The 24641-nt window shown below is 33.6% G+C and carries 21 protein-coding genes and 2 pseudogenes; 10 read left to right on the top strand and 13 right to left on the bottom strand.

All coding sequences use genetic code 11. The features are described from left to right. Window positions 1–43: 43 nt before the first annotated feature. From lepA to ABWU33_RS02335, 4 genes are all read right to left on the bottom strand, one after another. Entirely contained in the window at window positions 44–1840 is a 1797-nt protein-coding gene (gene lepA / locus ABWU33_RS02320) for a translation elongation factor 4 (RefSeq protein ID WP_211908422.1), read from the bottom strand. Between the two features lie 81 nt (window positions 1841–1921). Continuing rightward, complete coding sequence (locus tag ABWU33_RS02325; protein WP_353280958.1) at window positions 1922–2770, bottom strand: hypothetical protein; 849 nt, start codon at window positions 2768–2770, stop codon at window positions 1922–1924. 9 nt (window positions 2771–2779) lie between these two features. Further along, the gene (locus ABWU33_RS02330; RefSeq protein WP_353280960.1) at window positions 2780–2932 is read right to left on the bottom strand and encodes a hypothetical protein; all 153 of its coding nucleotides are present in this window, start codon (window positions 2930–2932) and stop codon (window positions 2780–2782) included. Between the two features lie 85 nt (window positions 2933–3017). Next, on the bottom strand, window positions 3018–4394 hold the full coding sequence (locus ABWU33_RS02335) for a malonyl-CoA decarboxylase (RefSeq protein ID WP_250119982.1): 1377 nt from the start codon (window positions 4392–4394) through the stop codon (window positions 3018–3020). A 283-nt stretch (window positions 4395–4677) separates the two neighbouring features. On the opposite strand from ABWU33_RS02335, the gene ABWU33_RS02340 reads away from it, so the two are divergent. Next, complete coding sequence (locus ABWU33_RS02340) at window positions 4678–5370, top strand: TerC family protein (protein WP_211908418.1); 693 nt, start codon at window positions 4678–4680, stop codon at window positions 5368–5370. A gap of 229 nt (window positions 5371–5599) precedes the next feature. Here ABWU33_RS02340 and guaA read toward each other — a convergent pair whose 3' ends face one another. The 4 genes from guaA to ccmC form a co-directional block, all read right to left on the bottom strand. Next, the gene (gene guaA, locus ABWU33_RS02345) at window positions 5600–7162 is read right to left on the bottom strand and encodes a glutamine-hydrolyzing GMP synthase (RefSeq protein WP_211908416.1); all 1563 of its coding nucleotides are present in this window, start codon (window positions 7160–7162) and stop codon (window positions 5600–5602) included. 227 nt (window positions 7163–7389) lie between these two features. Continuing rightward, window positions 7390–8865 carry a type II secretion system protein GspD gene (locus tag ABWU33_RS02350; protein ID WP_353280963.1) on the bottom strand — a complete coding sequence of 492 codons (1476 nt, stop codon included), beginning with the start codon at window positions 8863–8865 and terminating at the stop codon, window positions 7390–7392. Between the two features lie 564 nt (window positions 8866–9429). Next, window positions 9430–10470, bottom strand: coding sequence for a hypothetical protein (locus ABWU33_RS02355; protein WP_211908412.1), 1041 nt, complete (start codon window positions 10468–10470; stop codon window positions 9430–9432). 384 nt (window positions 10471–10854) lie between these two features. Continuing rightward, on the bottom strand, window positions 10855–11565 hold the full coding sequence (ccmC, locus tag ABWU33_RS02360) for a heme ABC transporter permease CcmC (protein WP_211908410.1): 711 nt from the start codon (window positions 11563–11565) through the stop codon (window positions 10855–10857). 142 nt (window positions 11566–11707) lie between these two features. Here ccmC and ABWU33_RS02365 point away from each other — a divergent pair, with 142 nt between their 5' ends. Together ABWU33_RS02365 and ykgO are read left to right on the top strand one after the other, a co-directional pair. Then, complete coding sequence (locus ABWU33_RS02365) at window positions 11708–12526, top strand: pyruvate, water dikinase regulatory protein (protein WP_010402159.1); 819 nt, start codon at window positions 11708–11710, stop codon at window positions 12524–12526. A 69-nt stretch (window positions 12527–12595) separates the two neighbouring features. Continuing rightward, entirely contained in the window at window positions 12596–12724 is a 129-nt protein-coding gene (gene ykgO / locus ABWU33_RS02370) for a type B 50S ribosomal protein L36 (protein WP_006015378.1), read from the top strand. Window positions 12725–12944: 220 nt separating this feature from the next. Here ykgO and ABWU33_RS02375 read toward each other — a convergent pair whose 3' ends face one another. Both ABWU33_RS02375 and recG read right to left on the bottom strand, forming a co-directional pair. Further along, window positions 12945–13139 carry a hypothetical protein gene (locus ABWU33_RS02375; RefSeq protein ID WP_010402151.1) on the bottom strand — a complete coding sequence of 65 codons (195 nt, stop codon included), beginning with the start codon at window positions 13137–13139 and terminating at the stop codon, window positions 12945–12947. 329 nt (window positions 13140–13468) lie between these two features. Beyond that, complete coding sequence (recG, locus tag ABWU33_RS02380; RefSeq protein WP_211908408.1) at window positions 13469–15508, bottom strand: ATP-dependent DNA helicase RecG; 2040 nt, start codon at window positions 15506–15508, stop codon at window positions 13469–13471. 144 nt (window positions 15509–15652) lie between these two features. Between recG and ABWU33_RS02390 the strand changes: the two are divergent. From ABWU33_RS02390 to ABWU33_RS02410, 5 genes and pseudogenes are all read left to right on the top strand, one after another. Beyond that, window positions 15653–16670, top strand: a pseudogene (locus tag ABWU33_RS02390) (hypothetical protein). A 202-nt stretch (window positions 16671–16872) separates the two neighbouring features. Further along, a complete protein-coding gene (locus tag ABWU33_RS02395; protein ID WP_211908407.1) occupies window positions 16873–17088 on the top strand; it encodes a hypothetical protein in 216 nt (71 codons plus the stop codon). Window positions 17089–17200: 112 nt separating this feature from the next. Beyond that, entirely contained in the window at window positions 17201–18427 is a 1227-nt protein-coding gene (gene mtaB, locus ABWU33_RS02400; protein WP_211908406.1) for a tRNA (N(6)-L-threonylcarbamoyladenosine(37)-C(2))-methylthiotransferase MtaB, read from the top strand. A 59-nt stretch (window positions 18428–18486) separates the two neighbouring features. Next, on the top strand, window positions 18487–19428 hold the full coding sequence (locus ABWU33_RS02405) for an outer membrane protein (RefSeq protein WP_211908405.1): 942 nt from the start codon (window positions 18487–18489) through the stop codon (window positions 19426–19428). Window positions 19429–19542: 114 nt separating this feature from the next. Then, window positions 19543–19779: pseudogene (locus ABWU33_RS02410) on the top strand (transposase family protein); the annotation flags it as partial. A gap of 199 nt (window positions 19780–19978) precedes the next feature. Here the strand turns inward: ABWU33_RS02410 and ABWU33_RS02415 are convergent. From ABWU33_RS02415 to ABWU33_RS02425, 3 genes are all read right to left on the bottom strand, one after another. After that, window positions 19979–20230, bottom strand: a complete 252-nt coding sequence (locus tag ABWU33_RS02415; RefSeq protein WP_211908401.1) for a transposase — start codon at window positions 20228–20230, stop codon at window positions 19979–19981. A 537-nt stretch (window positions 20231–20767) separates the two neighbouring features. Further along, window positions 20768–22282, bottom strand: a complete 1515-nt coding sequence (gene secD, locus ABWU33_RS02420) for a protein translocase subunit SecD (RefSeq protein ID WP_211908399.1) — start codon at window positions 22280–22282, stop codon at window positions 20768–20770. A 184-nt stretch (window positions 22283–22466) separates the two neighbouring features. Next, window positions 22467–22751 (bottom strand): hypothetical protein, encoded by a 285-nt coding sequence (locus ABWU33_RS02425; protein WP_246433229.1) that lies wholly within the window; start codon window positions 22749–22751, stop codon window positions 22467–22469. A 119-nt stretch (window positions 22752–22870) separates the two neighbouring features. On the opposite strand from ABWU33_RS02425, the gene hemC reads away from it, so the two are divergent. Continuing rightward, window positions 22871–23749: a hydroxymethylbilane synthase gene (gene hemC, locus ABWU33_RS02430; protein ID WP_211908397.1), complete on the top strand. Its 879-nt coding sequence runs from the start codon at window positions 22871–22873 to the stop codon at window positions 23747–23749. Beyond that, window positions 23740–24624, top strand: coding sequence for a UDP-N-acetylmuramate dehydrogenase (gene murB / locus ABWU33_RS02435; RefSeq protein WP_211908394.1), 885 nt, complete (start codon window positions 23740–23742; stop codon window positions 24622–24624). Before hemC ends, murB begins: the two co-directional genes overlap by 10 nt. Window positions 24625–24641: the final 17 nt, after the last annotated feature.

The raw sequence follows: 24641 nt of genomic DNA on the forward strand, positions 1-24641 counted from the left end.
AAAATATCACTTAGTTCTTTAAATTTATGTTTTTGGATATATATTAATCATTTATTTTCAAAGCCTCAATAAAAGCATTTTGTGGGATGTTTATGTTTCCCACAGAATGCAATCTTTTCTTACCTTTCTTCTGCTTTTCAAGCAGCTTCATCCTTCGTGTGACGTCTCCACCATAGAGCTTGGCTGTTACATCTTTTCTATACGGGTTAATCGTTTCTCTAGCAATAATTTTTCCGCCTACTGCCGCTTGAATCGCGATTTTATATTGCTGGCGTGGTATCAAGTCTTTCAAACGTGCACATATTTCGCGGCCTCTTTTTTCTGCCCTGCTTTTATGAACAATGCAGGCTAACGCATCCACAGGTTCTCCATTAACTAAAAAACTTAATTTATCTATCTGACTTTCCTGATAATCGGATATTTCCCAATCTAAACTTGCATATCCCTTGGAAATTGATTTTAGTCTATCGTAAAAATCAAAAACAACCTCAGACAGCGGTAATTTATACTTCAGTAGTGCTGTTGTCGTATTACCAACATAAGATAAATCCTGCTGTTCTCCTCTCCTCTCTTCACACAGAGATAGAATCTCTCCTAAATATTGATCAGGTACCATTATAGTTGCAGTGATCCACGGTTCTTCCACTATTTCAATTTTTGTAGGGTCTGGCATATCGCTTGGGTTATGGATATTTAAAACTTTACCATTTTGTATTGCAACTTTATATATAACACTCGGTGCAGTTGCTGTTAGATCTAAATCAAATTCTCTTTCGAGTCTTTCTTGAATGACTTCAAGATGTAGCATTCCTAAGAAACCGCAACGAAATCCATAACCTAGGGCATTTGACGTTTCAGCATCAAATGTAAAACTAGCATCATTTAAATGTAATTTTTCTAGTGCTTCCCTTAAATATTTAAAATCATCTGTGTTATTGGGAAAAATACTGCAAAATACTACAGGATGTACTTCTTTAAAGCCAGGTAATGCCTTGCTGCACGGCCTTTTCTCTTCAGTAATAGTGTCTCCTACTTTGCAGTCTGCTACTTCTTTCATTGAAGCAGTTATAAAACCAACTTCACCTGCTGAAAGTTCACCAGTCATAACTTTTTTAGGAGTGAAAATACCGATATTATCGACCTGATATGTAGCATTATTAGACATCATAACGATTCTCATGCCTTTTTTTAGTACTCCATTTTTAACTCGCACTAAAATTACTACTCCTAGGTAAGGATCATACCAACTATCAACTAAAATTGCTTGCAGTGGAGCATTTGTATCACCTTGAGGAGCGGGAAGTTTTGTCACTATAGCTTCAAGTACATCCTTTATCCCAAGACCAGTTTTTGCCGATATCAAAATTGACTCACTTGCATCAATACCAATTACTTCTTCAATCTGAAGCTTTACCTTTTCTGGATCTGCAGCAGGAAGGTCAACTTTATTGAGCACAACTATTATCTCATGATTATTGTCAATTGCCTTGTACACATTTGCCAGAGTCTGAGCTTCAACTCCTTGGCTGCTGTCCACCACCAAAAGTGAGCCTTCACATGCAGCTAAGCTTCGGCTGACTTCATATGAAAAGTCAACATGACCTGGTGTGTCCATGAGGTTGAGGCAATATTTATTACCATTATTTGCAGTGTAATTGAGTCTTACCGTTTGTGCTTTGATTGTGATTCCGCGTTCACGCTCTATATCCATTGAGTCAAGTACCTGATTGGTCATTTCCCTTGTCTCAAGACCGTTACATTCTTCTATCAAACGATCAGCAAGAGTTGACTTCCCATGATCTATATGTGCTATTATTGCAAAATTTCTTATATTGTTCATAGATCTACTTATTTAAGTAGATCTATTTTACATTTTAAGTATTACAAGAGCAATTATTTATATCTCTTTTTGCTAAAAACATTAAGCTGAAGTCCTTGCCAATGGCCGGCAATGCTCATTAGCTGATGCTTGCTTCACTGTGCTACTTGGATCTTCTTGCTGTCTACACGTTTTTACTGCATCAGCAAGGCTTAGGTAACCAAGGACAGGAACTTTAATTTTTACATCTTTATTTTTTTCTAAATCTTTATCATCTGGTTTATTACTTACTATTTTAATACTGCCATCGCTAGCACTTAATGTGATGCTACATTCCCTTTCACCTACATACCAGTTAAACTTTATTCCATATTGAGCTGCAGTACCTAAATTATAATATCTAACCCCCTCATGTATGTAGCCACTGATAGGTTCTTTTTGATCTCCACTTGAAAGAAGAAAACCGGCAATATTGTTTTCTTTACAAAATTCACTATTTAAAAATTCGCTTACCCTAATATCTGTGTTTTTATTGTCGTCTTTTAGCTTGATTGTTGCATAAAGAGAATTTTGATCCTTACGCTTTTCAATTGACACCGCATCAATGGTGCCATTTTTTATGTACTTGCCAAACTCCTCTTTAGCTTTCTCTTCTAACTCTTTTTGCCTTGCTGCACTTTGTTGTTGTTGCGTTTTTTCTAGCGCTTCTTCCATTTTTTTCTTAAGTGATTCGATATCACAAATTAACACAGATTCATCAATGTTGGGGATCGCTGATTCTTGGCCCACTCCTGTCTTCAATCCTTTAATTATGTTTACTATCTTTAAGATAGACTCTAAGTTTTGATAATATACATCAATTTTTTTACTATTTAGGCTACCCTTATTTTTATCCCAGTCATCACTGATGTGAGAAAACATTGAATCAAGCCCTTTGTAAATTGTTCCCAATTCACTTGATTACTCTAGGCTTATTCCATCACATTTAATACTACTAACACAATCATTGAATGACTTTATTTCTTCAGGATCTATAAAGAGACTGTGCAGTTCCTTACGCTCTACTCTATCTTGTATTTTTTGTTTTATTGCTTTTAATATCTTACTATTCATATATTTTACCTCATAAAGCTATTCAATATTATATACATAAAGATTAGGAAATGTTAAAACTTTCTACATTCTTGCATACTTCCTATTATTCTTTTAACATAGACGATACTTTTTTTGAATGAGAAGTCGCTTTATTAATCATATAATTCTCATGATTGTTATCTATTTTAGGCAGCTCATACAGATAATTCACCATTATTCCGGCTGACTGACTAATGCCTTTTTCAGAAGTATCAGCCATCCAGTTGATTTGTTTTATTGATGCACCATTGCTTAAATGAAAGTGTGCTACTGGATCATAAGCACCCCCACCACTGCTTTTAACCTTTAGCAAATAATGTGCACAAAGTTTCAGTAGGGACTGTTTTTCGCATTCAATGTTAGTTTTTATGCTTTCTAAAATTTCTGTACCTGATTGTTTTATATTAAGCTTACCTAATAAAGCTACGTCTTGATTTTTTAGCCATTTTGTAAATCCAGGAACTGGAGAAAGAGTTGCATACACTTTTACGCTTTTAAATTCTTGCGATAGTTTTTCTACGACTCTCTTTATTAAAAAGTTACCGAGGCTAATTCCAGATAAACCAGTTTGAGTGTTTGATATTGAATAGAATATAGCAGTACTTGCACTGCTTGGGTCACTTGAAGGAACTGACTCGTCCAAAACGTGTTGAATACTATCTGCAATCTCATTCATCAGTGCAACCTCTACAAAAATTAAAGGTTCATTTGGTATTTTGTAATGAAAGAAAGCAAAACAGAGACGATCAGAATCTAGTCTGTTTTTTAAGTCATCCCAAGAGGAAATTTTATGTACAGCTTCATATTTTATAAGTTTTTCCAACAATGATGCAGGTGAATCCCAAGTGATTTGATGAAGATCAAGTAGATCAACATCAACCAAAGTACAAAGTATACTTTTTAATTCGTTTTCTAGTGGACTTAGACTTTTATATTGATTCTTCAGCTTGAGTACATCAGAACGCATATCAACAATAAACTTAAGGCCCTCCGGTAAGGAGATAAACTGCTTCAATATTTTAGAGCGTGGTGATTCAAGGACTTTTATTAAGTCTTGTTCAAACTTATAGCTCGACTCAGAATCTTGATTTTTCTTATATACTTTTATTTCTTCATCTATTTTCGTTTTATCCGGATTGAACTTTTCTGCCAGGGTTTGTAAAAATTTTATTTGACCTGCCTCTGATAAACTCAAGTACAAATTACCAAGAGATACGGTGTTCTTACGTGCTGAGACTTCACCCCCCTTTGGGTTTAAGCATTCGTTCATCTTCAAGACTAAACTATCGACATCGCGACTACTACTTAAATCAGGGCTAATATTGCCAACCCATGACCTTACAGCATCTGCTACTTCACCTAATATTTTAAAAAAGCCCTTTGGTGCTTTCTTATCTTCAACTTTTACTATATCAGTTTTTGCTAATGACTCTTTTATCATATTTCCTTTTATCGTGTATCTATCTTAATTTAAAGAAAAATCTTAGTCTACAAAGAAGGCATATATTTTCATGGTACAACTATTTTACAATCTATTTAAAATTTTCGTAAAGAGAGTTAGATTTTTAATTTCATTATTTCTCTTACAAAAGTACTTTTATTATAAAAATGCTCTTTTTTCTCTCCCCCTTTTCCGGGTAAGGCTGATTTTTTAATTACCTAGTCGAAGTTACTTAATTTTTACACATCTATTGTAAAGTACAAAGGCTGACTTTGGAATGAAAATGCTAGCTGATGCTTGGACTTTATTGATACTTACGCTACTTGAAACTATACTTGGTATAGACAATTTAATCTTTATTTCTCTAGCAATAGATAAGGTGCCAAATCTGCTGAGAGAAAGAGCCCGCCTGATAGGTTTTGGCTTGGCGCTATTGATGCGTTTTGTAATATTATTTTTTATATCACATATATTATCAATGGAAAAGCCTATATTTTACTCTGTATCACTAGATATTTCAGTAAAAGATTTGCTTATGATTGCAGGAGGGTTATTTCTTATTGTTAAAAGTTCTATGGAGTTATGGAGCGAAATTTTTGTACATAAGGAGAACAAAACAAAGGCAAACGTTAAATCACAATTTTTTTTAGTTGTGCTACAAATTATATTAATAGATTTAGTTTTTTCTGTTGATTCAATATTAACTGCTATAGCATTAACTCATAATATGATAATCATTGCTATAGCATTTACATTTTCCATATTAGCAATGCTATTTTCATCAAGTTATACCGCTAAGTTAATAAAATCCAGCCCAAGCTTAAAAGTAATTGCCATTCTATTTATGTTACTCATCGGTATATATTTAATACTTGAAGGACTTCACATAGAGCTACCAAAAGCATATTTGTATTCTTCATTTATGTTTGCAATGCTTGTGGAAGCTATAAGCAAAATAAAGAAAATGCGGCCTTGAAATTATTTTGCACAAAGCAAAAGTCTAATTTTTATTCCGGTGTGTGACGAATATCTGTACGAACATTTCGATGTCATCCGAGTAGCTGACACTGGGATCCATTATTCTTTTTTTCTGGATTCCAGCGTCACGCGCTGGAATGACATTAAATAGTTTTCCTTAAAATTTGAGCTATGCAAGCAGCCTCTTTGGTGTGATTCGAGTAGCTGAAACTGGAATGAAATTATTGCTACTCCCACTCAATAGTTGCTGGTGGCTTGGAAGTTAAATCATACACAACTCGATTTACTCCAGAAACTTTGTTAACAATTATACTACTGATGTCTTGCAAAAACCTCCAAAATACTAACGAATGTTGATCTTTATTTTCAAATGGAAATGCATCAGCTGTCATGCCATCAGATGAAGTCACAGCCCTTAAAGCGCAAACATATCCGTATGTACGATTATCTCCCATAACTCCCACAGTTTTTACTGGTAACAGTACAGCAAAAGCCTGCCATATTTTATCATACAGATCATAATTTTTCATTGTGTTGATATATATTTCATCTACTTCTTGCAATATTCGTACCTTTTCTTCATCAACCTCACCTATGATCCTCACTGCAAGTCCAGGTCCAGGAAATGGATGTTGCAATATTATCTCATCTGAAAGCCCAATTTCTTTGCCAAGCAGCCTTACTTCATCTTTAAAGAGATAGCGTAAAGGTTCTACTAGTTTCAGATTCATTTTTTCTGGCAACCCACCAACATTGTGATGAGATTTAATTGTACTAGTGTTTCCTGAAGCGTGCCCTGATTCAACTACATCAGAGTAAATGGTGCCTTGCATTAAAAAATCCACATCACCTATTTTTTTTGCCTCTTCTTCAAATACTTCGATAAAAGTATTGCCGATAATTTTTCGCTTTTCTTCCGGATCAGTTATTCCCCTTAACCTACTTAAAAACAAGTTTGATTTATCAACGTAATTTATTGGAATTTCTTTTAACATAGCAGTGGTCTGGCTCTTACGCAATAACCCAGTATCGATAAAAATACAGTTTAATTGTTTTCCTATAGCTTTGTGTGTAAGAACTGCTGCAACACTTGAATCAACTCCCCCACTTACTGCAGCAATTACTTTTTTCTCCCCTACTAAGTTTTGAATTTTTTCCTTCTGTTTTTCAATGAATGACTTCATTGTCCAATCTCTCTCACAATTTGCAATATCTAAGAAATTAGAGAGAAGTTTACTACCATTTGTCGTAGGCTTAACTTCAGGATGGAACTGAGTACAGTAAATCTTCCGCTGTTCGTTGGCAATTATTGCGATTGTTTGATTTATTATACCTGAGGCAATAGCAGTAAATCCTTGCGGTATAGTTTCGACACTGTCTGCATGGTTCATTAGCACATCGATTTCGGAATTAACGTCCCAAGTATCCTTTATAATTGGGGATTCTTTTAGTATCTTGATTTTAGTTTTGCCAAATTCCTGATTGAATTCTTTTCTTACCTTTGCCCCGAAATAATGACAAATGAGTTGCTGTCCATAACATATTCCAAGTATAGGAGTGTTTATTGTTTCGTTAAGTTTTATAATTTTATGTGCTACTTCACTTACTTCAGAGCAATTGTCATTTACAGATTGCGGTCCTCCAGAAAAAATAAATCCATTGAATTTTGATACTGTTTTGAAATCGATATTGCTTGGAAATATTTCACAGTAAACGCCCATTTCCCTGATTTGTCTTGCAATAAGCTGTGTAAACTGTGAACCAAAATCAATAACGGCAATTGCTGACAATGTGCTCCTCCATATTATTTAAAGCAATATTTGATAATAAAGAAAACAATAAAGTAAGTAAACTAAGACCTGTTTAAAAACTTTAATAAATGACTAAAGTAACTTAAATTTACTGCAAAAGCTTTATGATTAAGCTGTCTTAATTATCATTCCGATACTCTCTTCTTATCATAATAGCAACCCCAACATCTTTCCTTAAGTTGATGCCATTGCCTGAACGGATACGTTTAATATATATATAAATTCCTATCTTTTGTATCTAATAAACCAAGTGTTGGTACGATTGTTGCTTTCAGGAAGATGACGGTTTCTACTGTCTTAGCCAGTTTTTTTGACTTTTGATGCAATAAGTTTTGGTTATCTTTTCTATGCTCTATAAGCCCACCAATTACCATAACTTCGCCGCTCTTAATTTTTAACGTAGAGTGCATTTCTCTGGTTTCAATAATTGGAATGTCACTATTTAATTTCATTTTATTCTGTTGTGCGACATATTCTATATTTGGGTCTTTAGTGTAATCGTTAATTCTTGATAAGGTTGGGTGTATATCCATGAATATTTCATTAGTATCAATGTTAATGCTTGGGTGGATTATTAACACCACACCTATTGGAGTGCTATTCATCTTGGTAATTAATGCATGATTAGAATTTTTGGTATTTTTCTGTATATCGGAAGTAAAATAGATATGGTTTTTAGTAAATGAAATCATTGCTTGCTGATTATTTATAGCATGTACTCTAGGGCTTGAAATTACGGTTGAAGTGCCAAATTTGCCTAAATTTTTTACTAAATCTCCTAAATCACTAACACTAGAGTTAATTGCTAGGTCAATAATAGAGTTACCTTGATTTGTTATAGATTTGGTTTCATTATGCAAATCATTTAAGTTGATACCAGAAAGGTATTTATCGTCTAATAAAACTTCAACTATTTTGGCCTCGATCATTACTTGAGAAGACGCCAATTTCTTAACTTTATTAATATATTCTTCAACAGCTTTGTGAATATCTTTTCTAGCATTTAGAATAATGACACCAGCTTCTCTGTTGGATGAAAGAAACTCACCATCATCTACTCCGTTAACATCCATTATTGCATTTAAGCCTTTTTCTAATGAATTCCATAAATCACTACTATATTGAGATTTCATATAGTTTCTATCACCATCACTGTCGGTAATATTGTTACCAATGATAAAACTCCTTTGCGCAGAGTGTTGAATATTGATGAAGTCTACGTAATAATTTTGTGCATATGGCAAATCTTGTTCAATTCTAATTACACCATTATTCATTGAGTAACGCAATTTGGCGCTGTTGGCTATATTCTGAATTACTTCGTTTACGTTCTTATCTTTTAGTTTTAAAGTAATATTACCTGATATTTTGGGGTCTATGTCTAAGTTAATGTCAGAAAGTTTTCCTATCTCAATCAGTAAATCCTTTACTGGTACTTTTTCATCAACATTAATCGAAAGAAACTGATTACTGGTTGTAAGATCGGGAAACTCTACCGGTAAAGGTATCATTTCTGGTATTGCTGGTTCGTTATTCTTCAAAGGAGTATTATATTGTTGCAACGAATAATCGTGCTTATAATTGTCTATATTAACAGAATGTTGCTTATTAGGTAGATGTGTACAAGAAATAATGAAAAGGAGTATTAAACATTTTAAAATAGCCATGAGGGCAGCATACAAATCTATACTAATAGTTTTCTATAAAAATGTTAAAAATGTATTTAATTGTATCCGTTCAGGGGAGTGGTTTAAGAAATGATAGATAGGAGATTATGAAAAGGGTTTAGCCGCATGGAAGTGGGATGAAAAGAAGCACTGGTTTCACATGCGTCTGAACAGACACCATTTTACAGCATTTTAAATTTGTCCTGTGCAATGTTTGTACAGTTGCGATAAAAATTACTTGACAAATTTTGACAGCTTTGTTATTTTGATAGTGAAGATATTCTAGAGCTCGAAATCTATCTTCGTCTGCAGACTTTTCAACTTCATTAATTTATAATCTCTAGTTAAAGTATATTGTACTTATGTATAGATAACTTCTATCATAGCTATATACATTTTTCTGAGTTTTTTTGTATTACTTAGGAGGGTCATCATGTTTAAAATCATGGATTACGCATATCATTGACATAAATGCCTTAAAAGGACAGATGGTACCTACGTCCTCTTTATATAGATTATGTATTTGTTCAGATACGACTAAATTGTGTCTAGTGTAGAAAAAATTAGACAAATTCAGCGTTATATAGAACCAAATTCAACGGAAGTAGAATTATCCTCATTTCCATAATAGTAAGGATTTGCCTCTTGCGTATTATTAACAGCAGTTTTTAATAGTACTTCCTTATCACTATTCCATGCAACTTTCTCCATAATTGGAATATAATCCTTACACTTTTGATTATCTCCACAATCCTTGATTTTACCATCATCATTTAGATAACGCTTCAATGCATCATAGTATACTTTAGTGTTATTACCCTCTTTATCTACCATTTGTCCTAAGGTATTAACAAGTATCAATGGTGCAACTTGTTTTGCTTTTACAACACTTGTTTCACTGGACTCTCTAAAGAGATTAGGGCATGATCCTCTAGAAAAAAAGCTCTTGTTGAATTCTGGATTACTACGGTAAACGTTCGGGTAACAGAAACTCTTAATCTCTTCTTCTCGACACGCTAACTCTATTTGATCATCCACACATTTTTCACATTCTATATTACCAAGCCAGGATATTGAATTAAGATCCTCTGTAAAGGCAAATTTAAAATTTACTGCACCATAATTACCATTTGCTCCCTCTTCTATATATTTTGCAATCTTAGGATTACTGTACATCTCAGGATATAATTCCTTTAGTAAATCAGATGCACTAAAACCTTGACAACCTATCTTATTATCAACTTTATAAAAATGAGAATACGGCCCACAATTTTCATACTTGGAACAATCTGAGGTTACTTTTCGAGATGTAATTTCTCCATTTTCATTTTCTCCTTCATCGTTAACAGGTTCGCCCGTACCACTTCCTTTTTTACATTCTTCAGCTATTTTTTTATACCACTCAGTCTCTGCTTTTGCTCGCTTAACCTCCTCTTCACATTTCGTAAGCTTCTTTTCTACTAGTTCAAAATCCTCTTTTACTACGGAACTATTTGTAAATTCCTTCTCAGTCGTAGTTTCACCCTCAGTGATCTCATCTATATCCTCTTCACCATAAAAAAGTTTGTTGTTATATAAATAACTATTATTAATTTGGTTACTATAGGTGTTTTTTGACATCGGCACCTCCTCTACAGTCAAAATTGAAATTGTATTAAAATAAAAAAACTACAAATTTAATGTGAGTAAAAGAAACCACATTTCAAGAAACTTCATGGTAACTTAGGAGCTATTATAAGCTAAAGTAATTAAAAATTTAATAACTTGCATTATAAATATAGCATATCTATCAATAAAAATTTTCTTTCAATTTCTAACGTATCTTTGCTAATTTTGCATACAGTTCACCTTAGAGAGTCATGATTCTTCTACTTTCATGTGATTAATCACTATAATCTTGAAGTGTGGTTTGTACGTAATTAGTTCTGGAACTTGCTAATGGATGATTGCTCTACATTTTAATCTCTGTCGCTGTTCACAACATTACACTCTGGAACTGCATACCTAATATCGCATACTGATTTCTCTCTTTATCTTCTGCAAATTAATTAAATGAAGGGCATTAAGTATCCACACTACTAAAAAGAATGTTGCACAAAATATAAACATTGCAATGAGTGGCAGCAGTAAAGAACCTTCTATTGCTACTCCACCTTTTCTAAAAATACTTGCTGGCTGATGAAGAGTAGACCATAAATTCACAGAAAATTTTACTATGGGAATATTTATAGCACTAAAAATGGCAAATACTGCTGATGATTTCTCTGCTCTTGCTTGATTATCAAAAGCGCTCCACAATGAAAGATAACCAACATACAGAAAAAACAAAATCAGCATTGAAGTAAGCCTTGCATCCCATACCCACCAAGTACCCCATGTTCCTTTTCCCCAGATGCTACCTGTGATTAAACATATTGCCGAAAAGACTGTCCCTGCAGGAGCAGCAGCATGTGCCAAAACACTAGCAACGCTATTGTTCCACACCAATGAAATGAAACTGAGTGATGCAATGAGTCCGTATATTCCAAGAGCAAGCCATGCAGAAGGCACATGAAGATACATAATTCGTACGATTTCTCCTTGTTTATAATCTCCTGGGGAGAAGAATAATGCCAAGAACATTCCAATTAAAAAACATGCGAAACAAATAACCCCAAGCCAAGGTAGAGCTTTTTTAGTAAAAGAAGTGAAATTTGTAGGCTTTAATAAAAACATTCGTTTTGAGAATAATTGTGTTAAGAATTTATCAATTAGTTTGAGTTTTATCAACAAGATAGTTTTTCTATATTTACGTAGTATAATAAATTAGCACAATTTCAGTACCAGATTGCTTGCTATTATTTTTAGTATAACGTTGATGATCCTTAAAAAGCTTAACCTACACTTAGTGTCAGATTCAAGTGGTGAAACTGTTATATCAGTTGCAAAATCAGCTCTGAAACACTTTCGTTCTGTAGAAACGATCGAATATGTTTGGTCTTTCGTAAAAGGAGAAGAGCAGATTGACAAAATTTTAGAGGAAATTAATAGAAAAAGTGATGAGCATAATTTTGTTATATGCACTATTACTAATGATGAGCTAAGAAAATATCTAAAAAATAATTGTATAAAGCTAAAAATTCCCTACAGAGCGATATTATCACACATTATTAGGGAAATCTCATCCTATCTTGAAATTGAAAAAGACGAAAAACTTGACTTACATGCTGAGATAAATAACGAATATTTTCAGCGCATTGAGGCAATAAACTATACCATTAATCATGATGATGGACAAAATATTCAAGATATTGATAAAGCCGATATAATTTTGGTTGGAGTTTCACGCACATCAAAATCTCCCACCAGTATGTATTTAGCTTACCGAGGCTATAAAGTTGCAAATGTTCCTTTTGTTAGCGAGATACCCTTTTACGTCGACTTAGCAAAATTAAAAAATAAACTGACTATAGGAGTAACAATAGACGTAAGAAGGCTAATAGAAATACGCAAAAATAGACTGACTTCAATTAATAATGAAGGTAATAATATATATGCTGACCCTAGAAAAGTAGAAAAGGAAATTAAAGAAGCAGAGGAGTTCTTTAAGCAAAATAACTGGCCAATTATTGATGTCACGCAAAGGTCAATCGAAGAAGTATCAGCAACAATTATACAGTATTTTAATAAAATGTGAAAAATTTATCAATTGACTAACTCTCTGTCAGTGATCATAATGTAAGGTAATTCTATTCTTACTGTAGATATGAAAGTTAAAGGGTCACTAAAATCTCATCGTAACAGAGATAAAAATTGTAAAGTTGTGAAAAGGGGTGGTAAGGTTTATATTATAAATAAGGTAAAGCCAAGATGTAAAGCGCGTCAAGGTTCTTAGCTTTTTGTTTTCCTTTTTATGTCATATGTTTTTCATATGGAAGCATGGTTAGAAAGAAACAAAAATTGTTGTATTTAACCATAGCACTGCCCATTTCTTCTCTTACATTATATTTTGGTATTAACATGATTACAGGCAGACGTGGCTTGTTAACATTAATTAACTTAAAAAAAAGAAATTAATTACGTGCGTCAACAAGTCCATGAATTTTAGTTCCACCCTAAGCCCTCTTGAGCTTGAGAATTTTTTCTATATATAGGCTCAGCATGAATGACATCTGATCATCAATTATGCAAATCTGGATCTTGTTGTGCATACTTAAGTCATTTTGCCAAAATTCCCTTTTTGCATCACCTTTTAAACCTCTTGTGTATACTTCTGTAATTGTGGTAAATTTTTGATCATTGGCAGCCACTTCTCCACACTGCTTCCATACATATTCTCAACTTCTTCTCGCTTTTACTGTGTATTCCTTTTGTGCTCTTTAAAACGGTACCTTCTATATATATATTGATTGTCATTAGGCTAAGTTACTGCTTTTTTTCCATTTTTATACTTCCTGCCCTTGATTAATTTGACCTGCTAACATTTTGTTTACAGGGCCTGCTATTAACTCTGCACAATTTATTCTTATGGTAAAAACTTCTTCTTCACTCTTATTTTTCCTTAACTTGACGCATATGGTTTGTTAAATACTCCCGTCTGTCAAGGAATTTCTACTCATGAAGGTTATGGCTTGGAAGATTACTGAAATTTTGAAAAATGTAGTCTACTTCTATATTCAAATATATCAAGCAGTAATTCAAAATTAGCTATTGTACCTTTTGCACTATTATATGCAAGGTTGAGCAATTCTCTGTCCTCATATAAATCAGCAAATTTAAACTCCATGCACCCTGATTGTTTTGTGCCTAGAATATCTCCGCTACCCCTCAGCATCATATCCTTTTCAGCAATATAAAATCCATCTTGTGACTCACACATAATCTTTAACTTTGAATACGAACTTTTACTGAGATTGTCATATAACAGTACACAAAAAGACGGTTTATTTCCTCGTCCTACTCTACCTCTTAACTGATGTAATTGCGATAACCCGAACTGCTCTGCATTCTCTATAATCATAATAGTTGCATCTGGTACATCTATACCAACTTCTATCACAGTGGTTGCAACAAGCAGAGAAAACTCATTCCTCTTGAAGGAAAACATCACTTGATCTTTCTGCTCTTGAGTTAGTTTTCCGTGTATTATTCCAACTCTATCAAAAAATGTCTTTTGTAGTTCCTGAAAGCGCATTTCTGCTGCGGCAATATTGAGTTCTTCGTTTTCTTCTATATATGGACAAATCCAATATGCTTTTTCGCCTCTATTTATAGCATCTTTCAGTCTTTGAATAATATCTGATACTTTTTTAACGTTCATAATAACGGTTTTTATTGGCAATCTAGATTTTGGTTTTTCTCTTAAAATAGAACATTCAACATCACCATACATAGCTTGCTGCAAGGTTCTTGGAATGGGAGTTGCAGTAACAAAAAGTATATCGGTATTTTCTCCTTTTCCTACCAACCGATTCCTCTGTATCACTCCAAATCGCTGTTGTTCGTCTATGACTGCGAGTCCTAAATTTTTAAATGTAACGTTGGCTTGAAATAATGCATGAGTACCAATTACTATATTTAGAATACCATTTGCAAGTTCGTTCATGATAGTCTTTCTTTCCTTGCGCGCAGTTTTACCAGTAAGCAGAGCAACTTTTATATCAGTACAAGATAGAGCTTCTTCGATCCAATTATAATGTTGCTCAGCCAAGATAGTAGTTGGTGCCATTAGAGCTGCTTGCATGTTATTTTCTACCACATTCAGCATCGCAAAGAGTGCAACTACAGTTTTGCCACTCCCAACGTCACCTTGCAGCAGACTTACCATGCGGTATCTGGATTTTTGTCTTTCTGAGATTTCATCTATCGCTCGAATTTGATCATTTGTTAATTGGAACGGTAATTCATTTAAGACCTGCTCTTTGTATTTACTCAATATTATAAATTCTTTTCCCTCTTTTTTTACATGATTTTCCCTTGCAAGCTTTAGTGCCAACTGGTACGCAAATAGCTCATCATAAGCAAGTCTTTCTCTGCAAACTTCTGCTTCTGCGAGTGAGCTCGGTCTGTGCAATCTTATGATGCTTTCTTTCCAATTCAGCCATTTCTTTTGCTTGATTAATGTTTCATCTATCCACTCTGGCAAATCAGGCAAATCTTTTAGATTAGAACTTATTATGTTTCTAATGCTCTTGTTAGTAATACCGCGACATAATTGGTAAACTGGCTCTATGCAGGCTATTTCTTTAAATAGATTGATATCAGACAACATGTAATCTGGGTGAGTAATTTGCCAATGTTCGGCAAACTTTTCAAGTTTACCACTGATTACTATATCTGTTCCAACTGGAAATAATTTATACAAATATTTAACTGAGTAATTAAAAAAAACTATAAATAAATACTGACTTTCACTTTCAACGATTATTTTATATGGCCTACCTCTAACAGTGGGGCGCTGGTGCTCATACACTTTTGCCACAAAAGTTGTAAATTCTCCCACTTGAGCATCAGGTAGTGATTTACTTCTATCCACATAGCTGAGCGGCCTATAAAACAGCAAGTTCATTACTCTTTCTCCACCGCAAAGTTTAGGCAATATTGCGGAATAAAACCTTGGTATATTCTCAATTTTACTATTTAGAAAAGTCAGCACACTTGACTGCTCATCAACATTCATACTGTATAAAACCGTTTATTCATAATAGAGCCTTACTAAAATCCTGTCACCCTATTATGACTGTCTATGTTAAGTATATTATTGACATATTAACTATTTTTATGTATTATTATACTATCAGCAATTCATATCAAAGTATTAACAATGAACAACTCTATACAGGAAAAAAAGGGAAATCCAGTAGTTACGCTAAAGGCTCAAGCGGAAAAGTTTGATTTTAGCAGGTTAAGGGCTGATAAAACCAATGAGTCAGCAAACACTGGTGAGCAGATGTATGAAGATTTTCGAAGAATGAGATTTGTTATTAACAGCAAAAATCTAGACGAAAGTTTAATTGGTGCATTGATAGACGGAGCTAAGCAATACAATTTTGATGAAGTTTGGGATAGGTATTATAAAAATCAAGGGATACCTGGCAATAAAAAAACCGACCAATATTAAAGAGGAGTTTGAAAAGTTTTATAATCTAGGTAAAGGGTACGCTCATCTATTACCAAAAGAAGGAGATGAAAATAAAAGTTATCGTGCGTTTGGAAAAGAAGTTTTCAAGGCAATGTTCAAATATGCTGAAGCTCAAGTTCCAAGCGATTCTATCTTAAAAGAACTAGTTACTAACTGTAACCAAGCTGCTTATGTAGGTGCATTATATAATGAGGATAGTCCTCTTTTTCATGTAACTAAAATACATGAATTAACTTTCAGCTCCAGTCATACAACATATATTAATTGCAGTAATTCAGAACGTGTAGAAGTCACAGTTAAAGAGCTAATCTCTGCCACCGTACTTGTAAAGCCAAATGAAGAATTATGTAAATTGAACAGCTCACTAGAATTCGCACTTGAATCTCAAGATGGGAAAGATGATGTGATATATAAAGATGGCAAATTGTCACTTACTGTGCCCCGAAAATTGAGAGACTACAAAATTGATGGCAGAAGTTTATTTGATACCATTAAAGAATATTTCTACAAATTCTGCGAGAAGTTAGGATTCAAGTTTGAAGTAGAAATAGAACACAATTTTGAAGAAGAAGATTCTTTATATGAAGGTGAGGAGTATAACTTTGAGGGAGCACGTCTTGTGTTTCAAGAACAACCTCAAAACTATATAGAAGATCCAGATGTGGATCCTCTTAATAAAAAACGTGAAACTTCACCTTGATAATAATTAAAATATCTCAAGTTCTGTTAGCTTATTTGCATAGTCAGTTGTACTAGACGCAACTTAATCTGACAGAAAAACTAATATCACTCTCTATAAACAAAATATACTTAGCCAAGATAGAATAAAGACAAAATTTGAAGAAAAGCTAGGAAAAGAGAGAATTGAAGAGATACTCCAAGCTAAGCCTGAAAAAGATATAATGTGTGCAATACTTTATTCTAAACCTGAAAAGTCGTATTTTTTTGAGCAAAACATTGCTCAGCTTGCTTTTATCCGTGAATTAAGAGATATGGCTCAATCATATGATGTTAACTTTATTGAAAATGGTGGTGAGTATCTCGCCCAGGGAGAAAAGATCGATAATCAAAGGGTTGGCCACAATGATGTTTCTTGGTGTAAAGATCTTTATATTTAAAAAGAAGAAAGTGAGATTGATGGTATTTTTGCACTAGTTATACATTTATCCACCAAAAAATAGTCATTTTGCTTGGATATTTGATATAATTTAGATCTATTAAAGCAAAAGCATGAATGAAGTGATAACGTTTGGTTGTCGTCTAAACTTTTACGAGAGCGAGTTAATCAAAGAAGCATTAAAAAAAGCAAAGAGAGAAAATGTTGTTGTAGTGCATAGCTGTGCAGTGACAAACGAAGCAGAACGCCAAGTGAAGCAAAAAATACGTAAGATCTATAAAAACGACCCAAGTAAAGAAATTATCGTAGTTGGCTGCGCTGTTCAATTAGATCCTAAATCATATAGTGATATTCCTGGTGTAAGTAAAGTGCTAGGTAATCAAGACAAGCTAAGAGCTGAAAATTATCTACTAAATAATGATGAAATCTTAGTCAGTGATAACCAAGTAGAACCTATTCTCATTAATGGATTTGAAGATAAATCAAGGGCATTTATTGAAATTCAAAATGGTTGTAATCATAGTTGTACATTTTGCTCAATTACTGAGGCAAGAGGAAATAATCGATCTGTGCCAGTAAACAATATTATAGGGCAAATTAAGATTTTTATAGAAAATGGGTATCAAGAAGTGGTGTTTACAGGTGTTGATATTACTGACTTTGGTACAGATTTGTTTGGTAAGCAATCACTCAGTTCAATGATTAGAAGAGTTTTAAAGGATATACCACAGTTAAAGAGACTAAGACTTTCCTCTATTGATGTTGCTGAAGTTGATGATGAACTAATGGATTTAATAGCTAATGAGTCAAGACTTATGCCTCACTTACACTTGAGTCTACAGTCTGGTAATAATTTAATACTAAAGAGAATGAAACGTCGTCACAACAGAGAACAAGTGATAGAATTTTGTCATAAAATGAAGAGCTTAAGACCTAATATAGCATTTGGCGCTGATATTATTGCTGGATTTCCAACAGAAACTGATGAAATGTTTCAGGATACAGTTGATTTACTGAAAAAAATAAATGTAGTTTATCTACATGCTTTTCCATATTCAGAGCGGAAAAACACACCTGCTGCACGGATGCCACAAATACCAGAGAATGTACGTAAAGAACGAGTAAAGCATCTAAGAGAAATAAATAAAGAAATGATGAGCAGTTTTTATCAATCTTTGCTCGGCACTGAGCAAAGCGTTTTGGTTGAGCAGAATAATATTGGTAGAACAGAAAATTTTGCATTAACAAAACTTACATCAAGAGTTCAAGCTAAAAGTATTGTGAAAGCTCATGTTAAAGGAATAGAAAATAATTGTTTAATTGGAAATATTATTTCTTAATTTTTGTACATTAAAGGAATATATGATATAGTAGTTATACTATAAGTGATAATTCATTTATGATAATTAGAGTATCTATTGCTTTATTTTTTATCTTCATTCCGTGTGTCTATTTTTTTATTACTTATATCAGTAACAATACACACATTGAGCAAGTACAACCGTTAAAATTAGAAACAGATAATAATGAAAGTGTAATACGTTCTGAAGAGGTTGCTGAAAAAGAAATACCAATAAAATATCAAGAACTTAAAAGTAGTTCACCTTCTGTTTTCCAAGTAGCTAATCAGAAAAATATGTGGCCAAGTATTGCAGATCAAGCTGAGCCTACAAAGGAAAAATCAAAAAAACTTGATTTCTATGTTAGTGCTAACGGTGGTAAGATATGCCATGATAATTCAGAAACATTTGTAAAGGGTATAAAGGCAATAGGAGAAAGGTTTATTAATTTAATCAATACAGCTAATCCTAATCTTTCTTTGCAAGAAAAAGTAGTATCATTGTTTATCAAAGCGGGATTAGTGGATGAAATTCAGAGTATAGAGAAATTTAACGGCAAAATTGATTTCCAGTGGCTTAGGAGCGTATCTTTAGGTTACTATGCTGGGGAAAATGGCCGAGTTGATTTTGAAGCTATGTATTCTACAGCCAATATTGAAGATAGTAATTCTCCTCCGGTATTTGAGAAATCAGCAAGGGTGTTTGCATTTTTATTAAACTTCTATTATAACTCCAGCATTCGAGATACACAATTTGCTCCGTATATTGGTCTTGGTATAGGGCCAACAGTTTTTAGATTAAAAAAGATTAATGGATCACTAGAAAATTCAATGCCACTGAATGTTCCTTGGTTTGCTTATCAAATAAAGCTTGGTGTTGACTACTCAATAATCCCAGAAGTTAAAACCTTTTTCGGCTATCGTTACTTTAGTATCCCAATACCTATTGCAGATGATATATCCACTCATAATATTGAAGTTGGTTTGATGTTTAATTTTTAGTAATAATATCTGTTCAAGGGCATCTGAAGCAAAAGTGGTCAGTGCTTCTTTTCTTGCCATTAGACTTCTTGGATAACTTAAGAAACAAGTAGTAGAAGCAATATTAGGGAAGGTATAAATTTTGAGCAGGTAAGTAAACTTGATGAAGAGAAGCTTCGAAGACTAAGAGGAGTAAAAAGAAAAACATTGGAAAAATAATAGAAATTTTAATAGAGGAAGAGGCCAAGAAAAAGGCAAGAGGAGGAAAACCAAATAAACAATGCATGTTTGTTAATAGCACTAGAATATTTGCGTAAATACCGTACATATTTCCATATAGCGAAAAGTTATGGAATAAGTGAAAGTATTGCTAACGGCTGAATAGAAGATGCATTGATAAAACATTCAGATTTCAGGAAGATAAAGAGCTATTAAAGTCAAATGTAGAATACGAGATTTTAGTGATATAGCTAACCGAAGTAAGATCTGCTCGAGCACTGAAAGACAAAATCAATAGCCGAATTAATATTGGGCCAAAAGGTTTGTAGAGCCTTTCTTATGGAGTGCTTGATCAGAACTTCTCAATTGGATTTAAATCTGGCGAGTATGGAGACAAGAACAAAATTTTACACTCAATATTTTCTATCAAATTTTTCGTCCTTGCAGATTTATAAAAACTCGCATTGTCGAGAACAATAGTCTGTCCAGGTTTAAATACAGGGACAAGTACATTTTCTACATAAGCATCAAAAATCTCGCTGTTGCAGTAGCCATCAATTATCCATGGTGCTTTAACTTTTCCTTCATTCAGTGCTCCAATCATGCTTACCTTCTTTCTTTTGAACCCTGGGCAAATAACCTCTTGCCTCTTTGAGAACACCCATATTCATAAAATTCATTGTCCTCTATTCCAGACTCATCTATGTATATCAAGTTTTCTTTATTTATTTCTTCTACTTTTTTTATGAACTCTTTGCGTTTCTCTTTATCTCTTTCTCGATAAAGAAAAGTTTTTTTTATATGTATAGTTTACTTTGCTAAGGTAGTTATATACTGTGCTTCTACACATATTACCAAATTCTTCAATTATCTTTTCAATTCTAATATCCTGATTTCCATTCAGAAATTTGATAAATCTATCCATATCTTTAATCTTATGGCCATATCCTTTGTGATAGCCTGAAGATGGTTTCTGTTTCTTTTTTCCTTTTCCTCCACAAATATATTGGTTTTATGCTCACTAAATTGGTAAGCATGTTACAAAGTTTTTGACGACGAAAAGACTGGATAGCTACTTGCATGACAACCATTTAGTTGTCTTTTCTCGTCTATCTTATTTTGTCACTCTGCTGAACAGATACTAAAGTACTAGCTTTTGTGGGTTGATGCACAATTCTATCAGAAGTTTTGTGACTATAATTGCAGAAAACATCGAGCATAAAACTCCTATCGATAAAGTGACAGAAAACCCTCTAATTGCTCCGCTACCAATAATGAACATTATTCCTGCAGCAATCAGTGTAGTGAGATTTGAATCAAGAATTGTTTTTATTGCATTTTTAAACCCTTCTTCAATGGCACGAGCTGTTCTTTTTCCTGCTCTTATTTCTTCGCGGATGCGTTCAAATATTAAAACATTTGCATCCACCGACATGCCAACAGTTAGTGCAATTCCAGCAATTCCAGGGAGAGTAAGAGTTGCTTCAAGTAAGGTAAGAATGAGTAGTATAGAGATTACATTAAAAACGAGTGCAACAGACGCTAACAAGCCTAATTTGCCGTAAGTAATGATTATAGATAAACCAACGGCTATGATAGAAATTATTGCTGCAATTTCTCCCGCTTTTATTGACTCTTCTCCAAGGCTTGGACCAATGTTTTTTTCTTCAATTATTTTAAGTGGTGCAGGTAGTGCACCTGATTTTAAAAGTATTGCAAGTTCACTCGCTTGTTTTTCAGTGAAATTACCGCTAATTTCTCCCTCTCCATTTAGAATAGGTTCACGTATTGTTGGTACAGTTAAGACTGTGTTATCTAAAACAATTGCAAAAGGCTTTCCTACATTTTCTTTAGTAATTTTTGCAAATTTTTTGCTTGCTATGCTGTCGAATTTGAAATGTACTGTTGGTTTACCTAAATTGCCAAATCTAACTGATGCGTTAACTAATGAATCACCGCCTATTTCAGTTTTGCGGAATATCGGGTAGGAATTACCCAAAGAATCCTTGAGCATAATCGTAGTGTCATGATCGATATCTTGCATTTTAGCTACATTGGTGTTTGCCAAATGGAAGGCCAGCTTGGCTGTTTTGCCAAGCAGAGATTTTATCTGCTGAGTGTCTTCTACTCCAGGAACTTGGACTAATATCTTATTTTGTCCTTGTTTTTGCACACTTACTTCCTTAGTACCAAGCTTATCTAAGCGTCTTTGAACATTAACTATTGACTCTGAAACTACTTCATTGATTAATGAATTCTTATAATGCGGTTTATATGAAATGAAAATTGCAGTATTTTTTCTACTCAATTCTAAATTTGGGTTTATTTTATGTATTAACGTTGAAACTTTTTTGTAATCATCAATATTATTTAAAGTTACAACCACTTGTTTATCGTTTTTTGCGCTAAATTCAATCTTTTGTGTTAACAGACCTTCTTTTATTTCATCGGTTAGCATGCTTAGTTTCTCTTTGAAGTAAAAATCTAAGTCTACGTTCAGGAGTATAGATGATCCACCTTTCAGGTCGAGCCCTAGATTTATCCTCTTTTTTGAGGTGAGAAACTTATTATCAAAGAAGTTTGGCAGTATTATATATAAAGATAACAAAGAAATTAGCAATACTGAAAGAGATTTAACTGTGAGCTTGTTTAGCATAAATTTAAACTATACTTAGGTACAGTGTAAACTGGATGGTTGCTAATCACAAGCACCTAAATGAAAAGGTCCGTGAAAGATAAAAAACAAGCCTAGAACCAATATCTCTATAATTGATTTTGTTCTTCTAGAACATCATTTATTGAAGCAGTATAAACACATGTATTAGGTTCAGAGTTGGCTCTCAGATTCTCTGTTTGTTTTGTCTAATTTTGTCAATTGCAAGGTAAGTGCATAAACCAAGTGTTAAGAAAATAACTATGCTAAGTGGTATGTGATTAGCAAGAAATTTATTATAACTTAAATCTTTCCAACCGAGAGGACTAGATAGAGAGGGGTGAGAGGAAAATCTGGGAATTGCTACTACTGCACTTAATGCTGTTAGAATAATAGCGACAGTGGCACCTACAAGAGGTAAAATATTCTTTTTATTAAATCTGCCATTAGAATCTTTTAAAATATCAAACATACATACTCGTCGATTACTAAATGTTCGTGATACTATGCACTAATTATAAAGTATTCAATAACTAAACTGGAGATAATAAAAAATGGACATAGAATATAGACATATAATATGAAGGATATATGCTAGTTAAAATAGGTACGAGAGGAAGCGACCTTGCGATCATCCAAGCTTTGGAAGCAAAACAAAGATTATTAGAGTCTTTTCCTAATCTATCCGTTGAGATCATTAAAATCAAAACTTCTGGTGATAAATATGCTAATGTAACCCTTGCTGAAATAGGAGGTAAAGGACTGTTCCTCAGGGAGATTGAGGCTGAATTACTCAAAAATAATATAGATATGGCGGTTCATTCGCTAAAAGATGTACCTGCGTTTTTCTCGAAGGACTTAACAATTCCTTGTGTTTTAGAGAGGCTAAGTCCATGTGATGTATTTATTTCTCATAAATATAAGAGCCTAAAAACTTTGCCACAGCAGGCTACAATTGCAACTTCTTCAATAAGAAGAAAAGTTCAGCTGTTAAATCTCAGGCCAGACTTAAATGTAGTGTCACTGCGTGGAAATGTGACAACTAGACTGCAAAATCAGAATTTTGATGGAATGATTTTAGCTGAAGCAGGGCTGATAAGATTAAAAAAATATCACTTAATTACAGAGGTATTGCCACCAAAAGTCATGTTAAGCGCAGTAGGGCAGGGGGCAATTTGCATTCAATGCCGAAAGAATGATATAAAAGTTATCGATCTTTTAGAGAAAATTAATAATAATATGTCTTTTATAAGGGCAAAATCAGAGCGCAGTTTCATGAAGACAGTAAATGGTTCATGCTTTACACCGCTTGCAGCTTTAGCAGAATATGTGAGTGAAAACATGCTACATCTTTATTGTATGTTAGCGGGCGAGAGAGTTATATACTTTACTGAACGCACTTCGTTTGTAGAAGATGCAGAAAAAATGGGTATGGATGCAGGATTAGAGTTAAAATCAAAATGCTTATAAGCTTACCTAAAGTATGTGGAATCTACCGTTATAATGTTTCAATGTCTAAAATGACTTGGTTAAATGTTGGTGGCCAAGCTGATGTACTATTTAAACCACGTGACGTTGAAGATCTAATGTGCTTGATAAAAGATACTGAGTTACCAATTAGCATTATCGGTGCAACATCTAACATAATAGTGCAAGATAGTGGCATTCGAGGAATAACGGTGAAATTAGGCAAGGAATTTGCATATATAAAATGTAAAGATAATAACTCCATTGTTGCAGGTGGTGCTGCATTGCTTAGTAACCTTGCATACTTTGCCGGGGAACAGCAAATTAGTGGGCTTGAGTTTCTTGCTGGAATTCCAGGAACAGTTGGCGGTGGGATAGAGATGAATGCAGGTGCATATGGTAGTGATATTGCGAGTGTTGTAAAGTTTATAAGGGCAGTGAATCTAGAAGATGGAAATTTATATGAATTTTCCAGTGAAGAAATGGGATATTTTTATCGTGGACATAGTCTAAAAGGCAGGTGGATTTTTATTGAAGCTGAATTTAAAGGAGTAAGTTCAGAGTATGAGCTTATATTGCAAAGATTGAAAGAAGTTATTGATAAAAAAAATAAAAGTCAACCAGTAAGAGGAAAAACTGCTGGTTGTATGTTCAAAAATCCAATAGGCTGCAAGGCATGGAAACTGATTGATGAGTCTGGCTGCCGAGGATTAAGTAACGGTAGAGCTAAAATTTCTAAGAAACATTGTAATTTTCTGCTCAATTACAATAACGCAACTGCATTCGACTTAGAAAACCTTGGCAACAGAGTAAAAGATGCAGTAAAAGATAAATTTAACATTGAACTTGAGTGGGAGATAAGAGTGTTAGGTAGATAGCTGCTGCTGATTATCTT

It is taken from the genome of Wolbachia endosymbiont (group B) of Cyclophora punctaria, from assembly GCF_964028235.1.
Classification (GTDB): domain Bacteria; phylum Pseudomonadota; class Alphaproteobacteria; order Rickettsiales; family Anaplasmataceae; genus Wolbachia.

What these genes read in the sequence shown, in the direction of transcription:
- lepA (WP_211908422.1), bottom strand. Translation starts at nt 1,840, where the DNA reads ATGAACAATATAAGAAATTTTGCAATAATAGCACATATAGATCATGGG.
- ABWU33_RS02330 (WP_353280960.1), bottom strand. Translation starts at nt 2,932, where the DNA reads ATGAATAGTAAGATATTAAAAGCAATAAAACAAAAAATACAAGATAGA.
- ABWU33_RS02335 (WP_250119982.1), bottom strand. Translation starts at nt 4,394, where the DNA reads ATGATAAAAGAGTCATTAGCAAAAACTGATATAGTAAAAGTTGAAGAT.
- ABWU33_RS02340 (WP_211908418.1), top strand. Translation starts at nt 4,678, where the DNA reads ATGCTAGCTGATGCTTGGACTTTATTGATACTTACGCTACTTGAAACT.
- ABWU33_RS02355 (WP_211908412.1), bottom strand. Translation starts at nt 10,470, where the DNA reads ATGTCAAAAAACACCTATAGTAACCAAATTAATAATAGTTATTTATAT.
- ccmC (WP_211908410.1), bottom strand. Translation starts at nt 11,565, where the DNA reads ATGTTTTTATTAAAGCCTACAAATTTCACTTCTTTTACTAAAAAAGCT.
- ABWU33_RS02365 (WP_010402159.1), top strand. Translation starts at nt 11,708, where the DNA reads ATGATCCTTAAAAAGCTTAACCTACACTTAGTGTCAGATTCAAGTGGT.
- ykgO (WP_006015378.1), top strand. Translation starts at nt 12,596, where the DNA reads ATGAAAGTTAAAGGGTCACTAAAATCTCATCGTAACAGAGATAAAAAT.
- recG (WP_211908408.1), bottom strand. Translation starts at nt 15,508, where the DNA reads ATGAATGTTGATGAGCAGTCAAGTGTGCTGACTTTTCTAAATAGTAAA.
- ABWU33_RS02395 (WP_211908407.1), top strand. Translation starts at nt 16,873, where the DNA reads ATGTGTGCAATACTTTATTCTAAACCTGAAAAGTCGTATTTTTTTGAG.
- mtaB (WP_211908406.1), top strand. Translation starts at nt 17,201, where the DNA reads ATGAATGAAGTGATAACGTTTGGTTGTCGTCTAAACTTTTACGAGAGC.
- ABWU33_RS02405 (WP_211908405.1), top strand. Translation starts at nt 18,487, where the DNA reads ATGATAATTAGAGTATCTATTGCTTTATTTTTTATCTTCATTCCGTGT.
- ABWU33_RS02415 (WP_211908401.1), bottom strand. Translation starts at nt 20,230, where the DNA reads ATGATTGGAGCACTGAATGAAGGAAAAGTTAAAGCACCATGGATAATT.
- secD (WP_211908399.1), bottom strand. Translation starts at nt 22,282, where the DNA reads ATGCTAAACAAGCTCACAGTTAAATCTCTTTCAGTATTGCTAATTTCT.
- ABWU33_RS02425 (WP_246433229.1), bottom strand. Translation starts at nt 22,751, where the DNA reads ATGTTTGATATTTTAAAAGATTCTAATGGCAGATTTAATAAAAAGAAT.
- hemC (WP_211908397.1), top strand. Translation starts at nt 22,871, where the DNA reads ATGCTAGTTAAAATAGGTACGAGAGGAAGCGACCTTGCGATCATCCAA.
- murB (WP_211908394.1), top strand. Translation starts at nt 23,740, where the DNA reads ATGCTTATAAGCTTACCTAAAGTATGTGGAATCTACCGTTATAATGTT.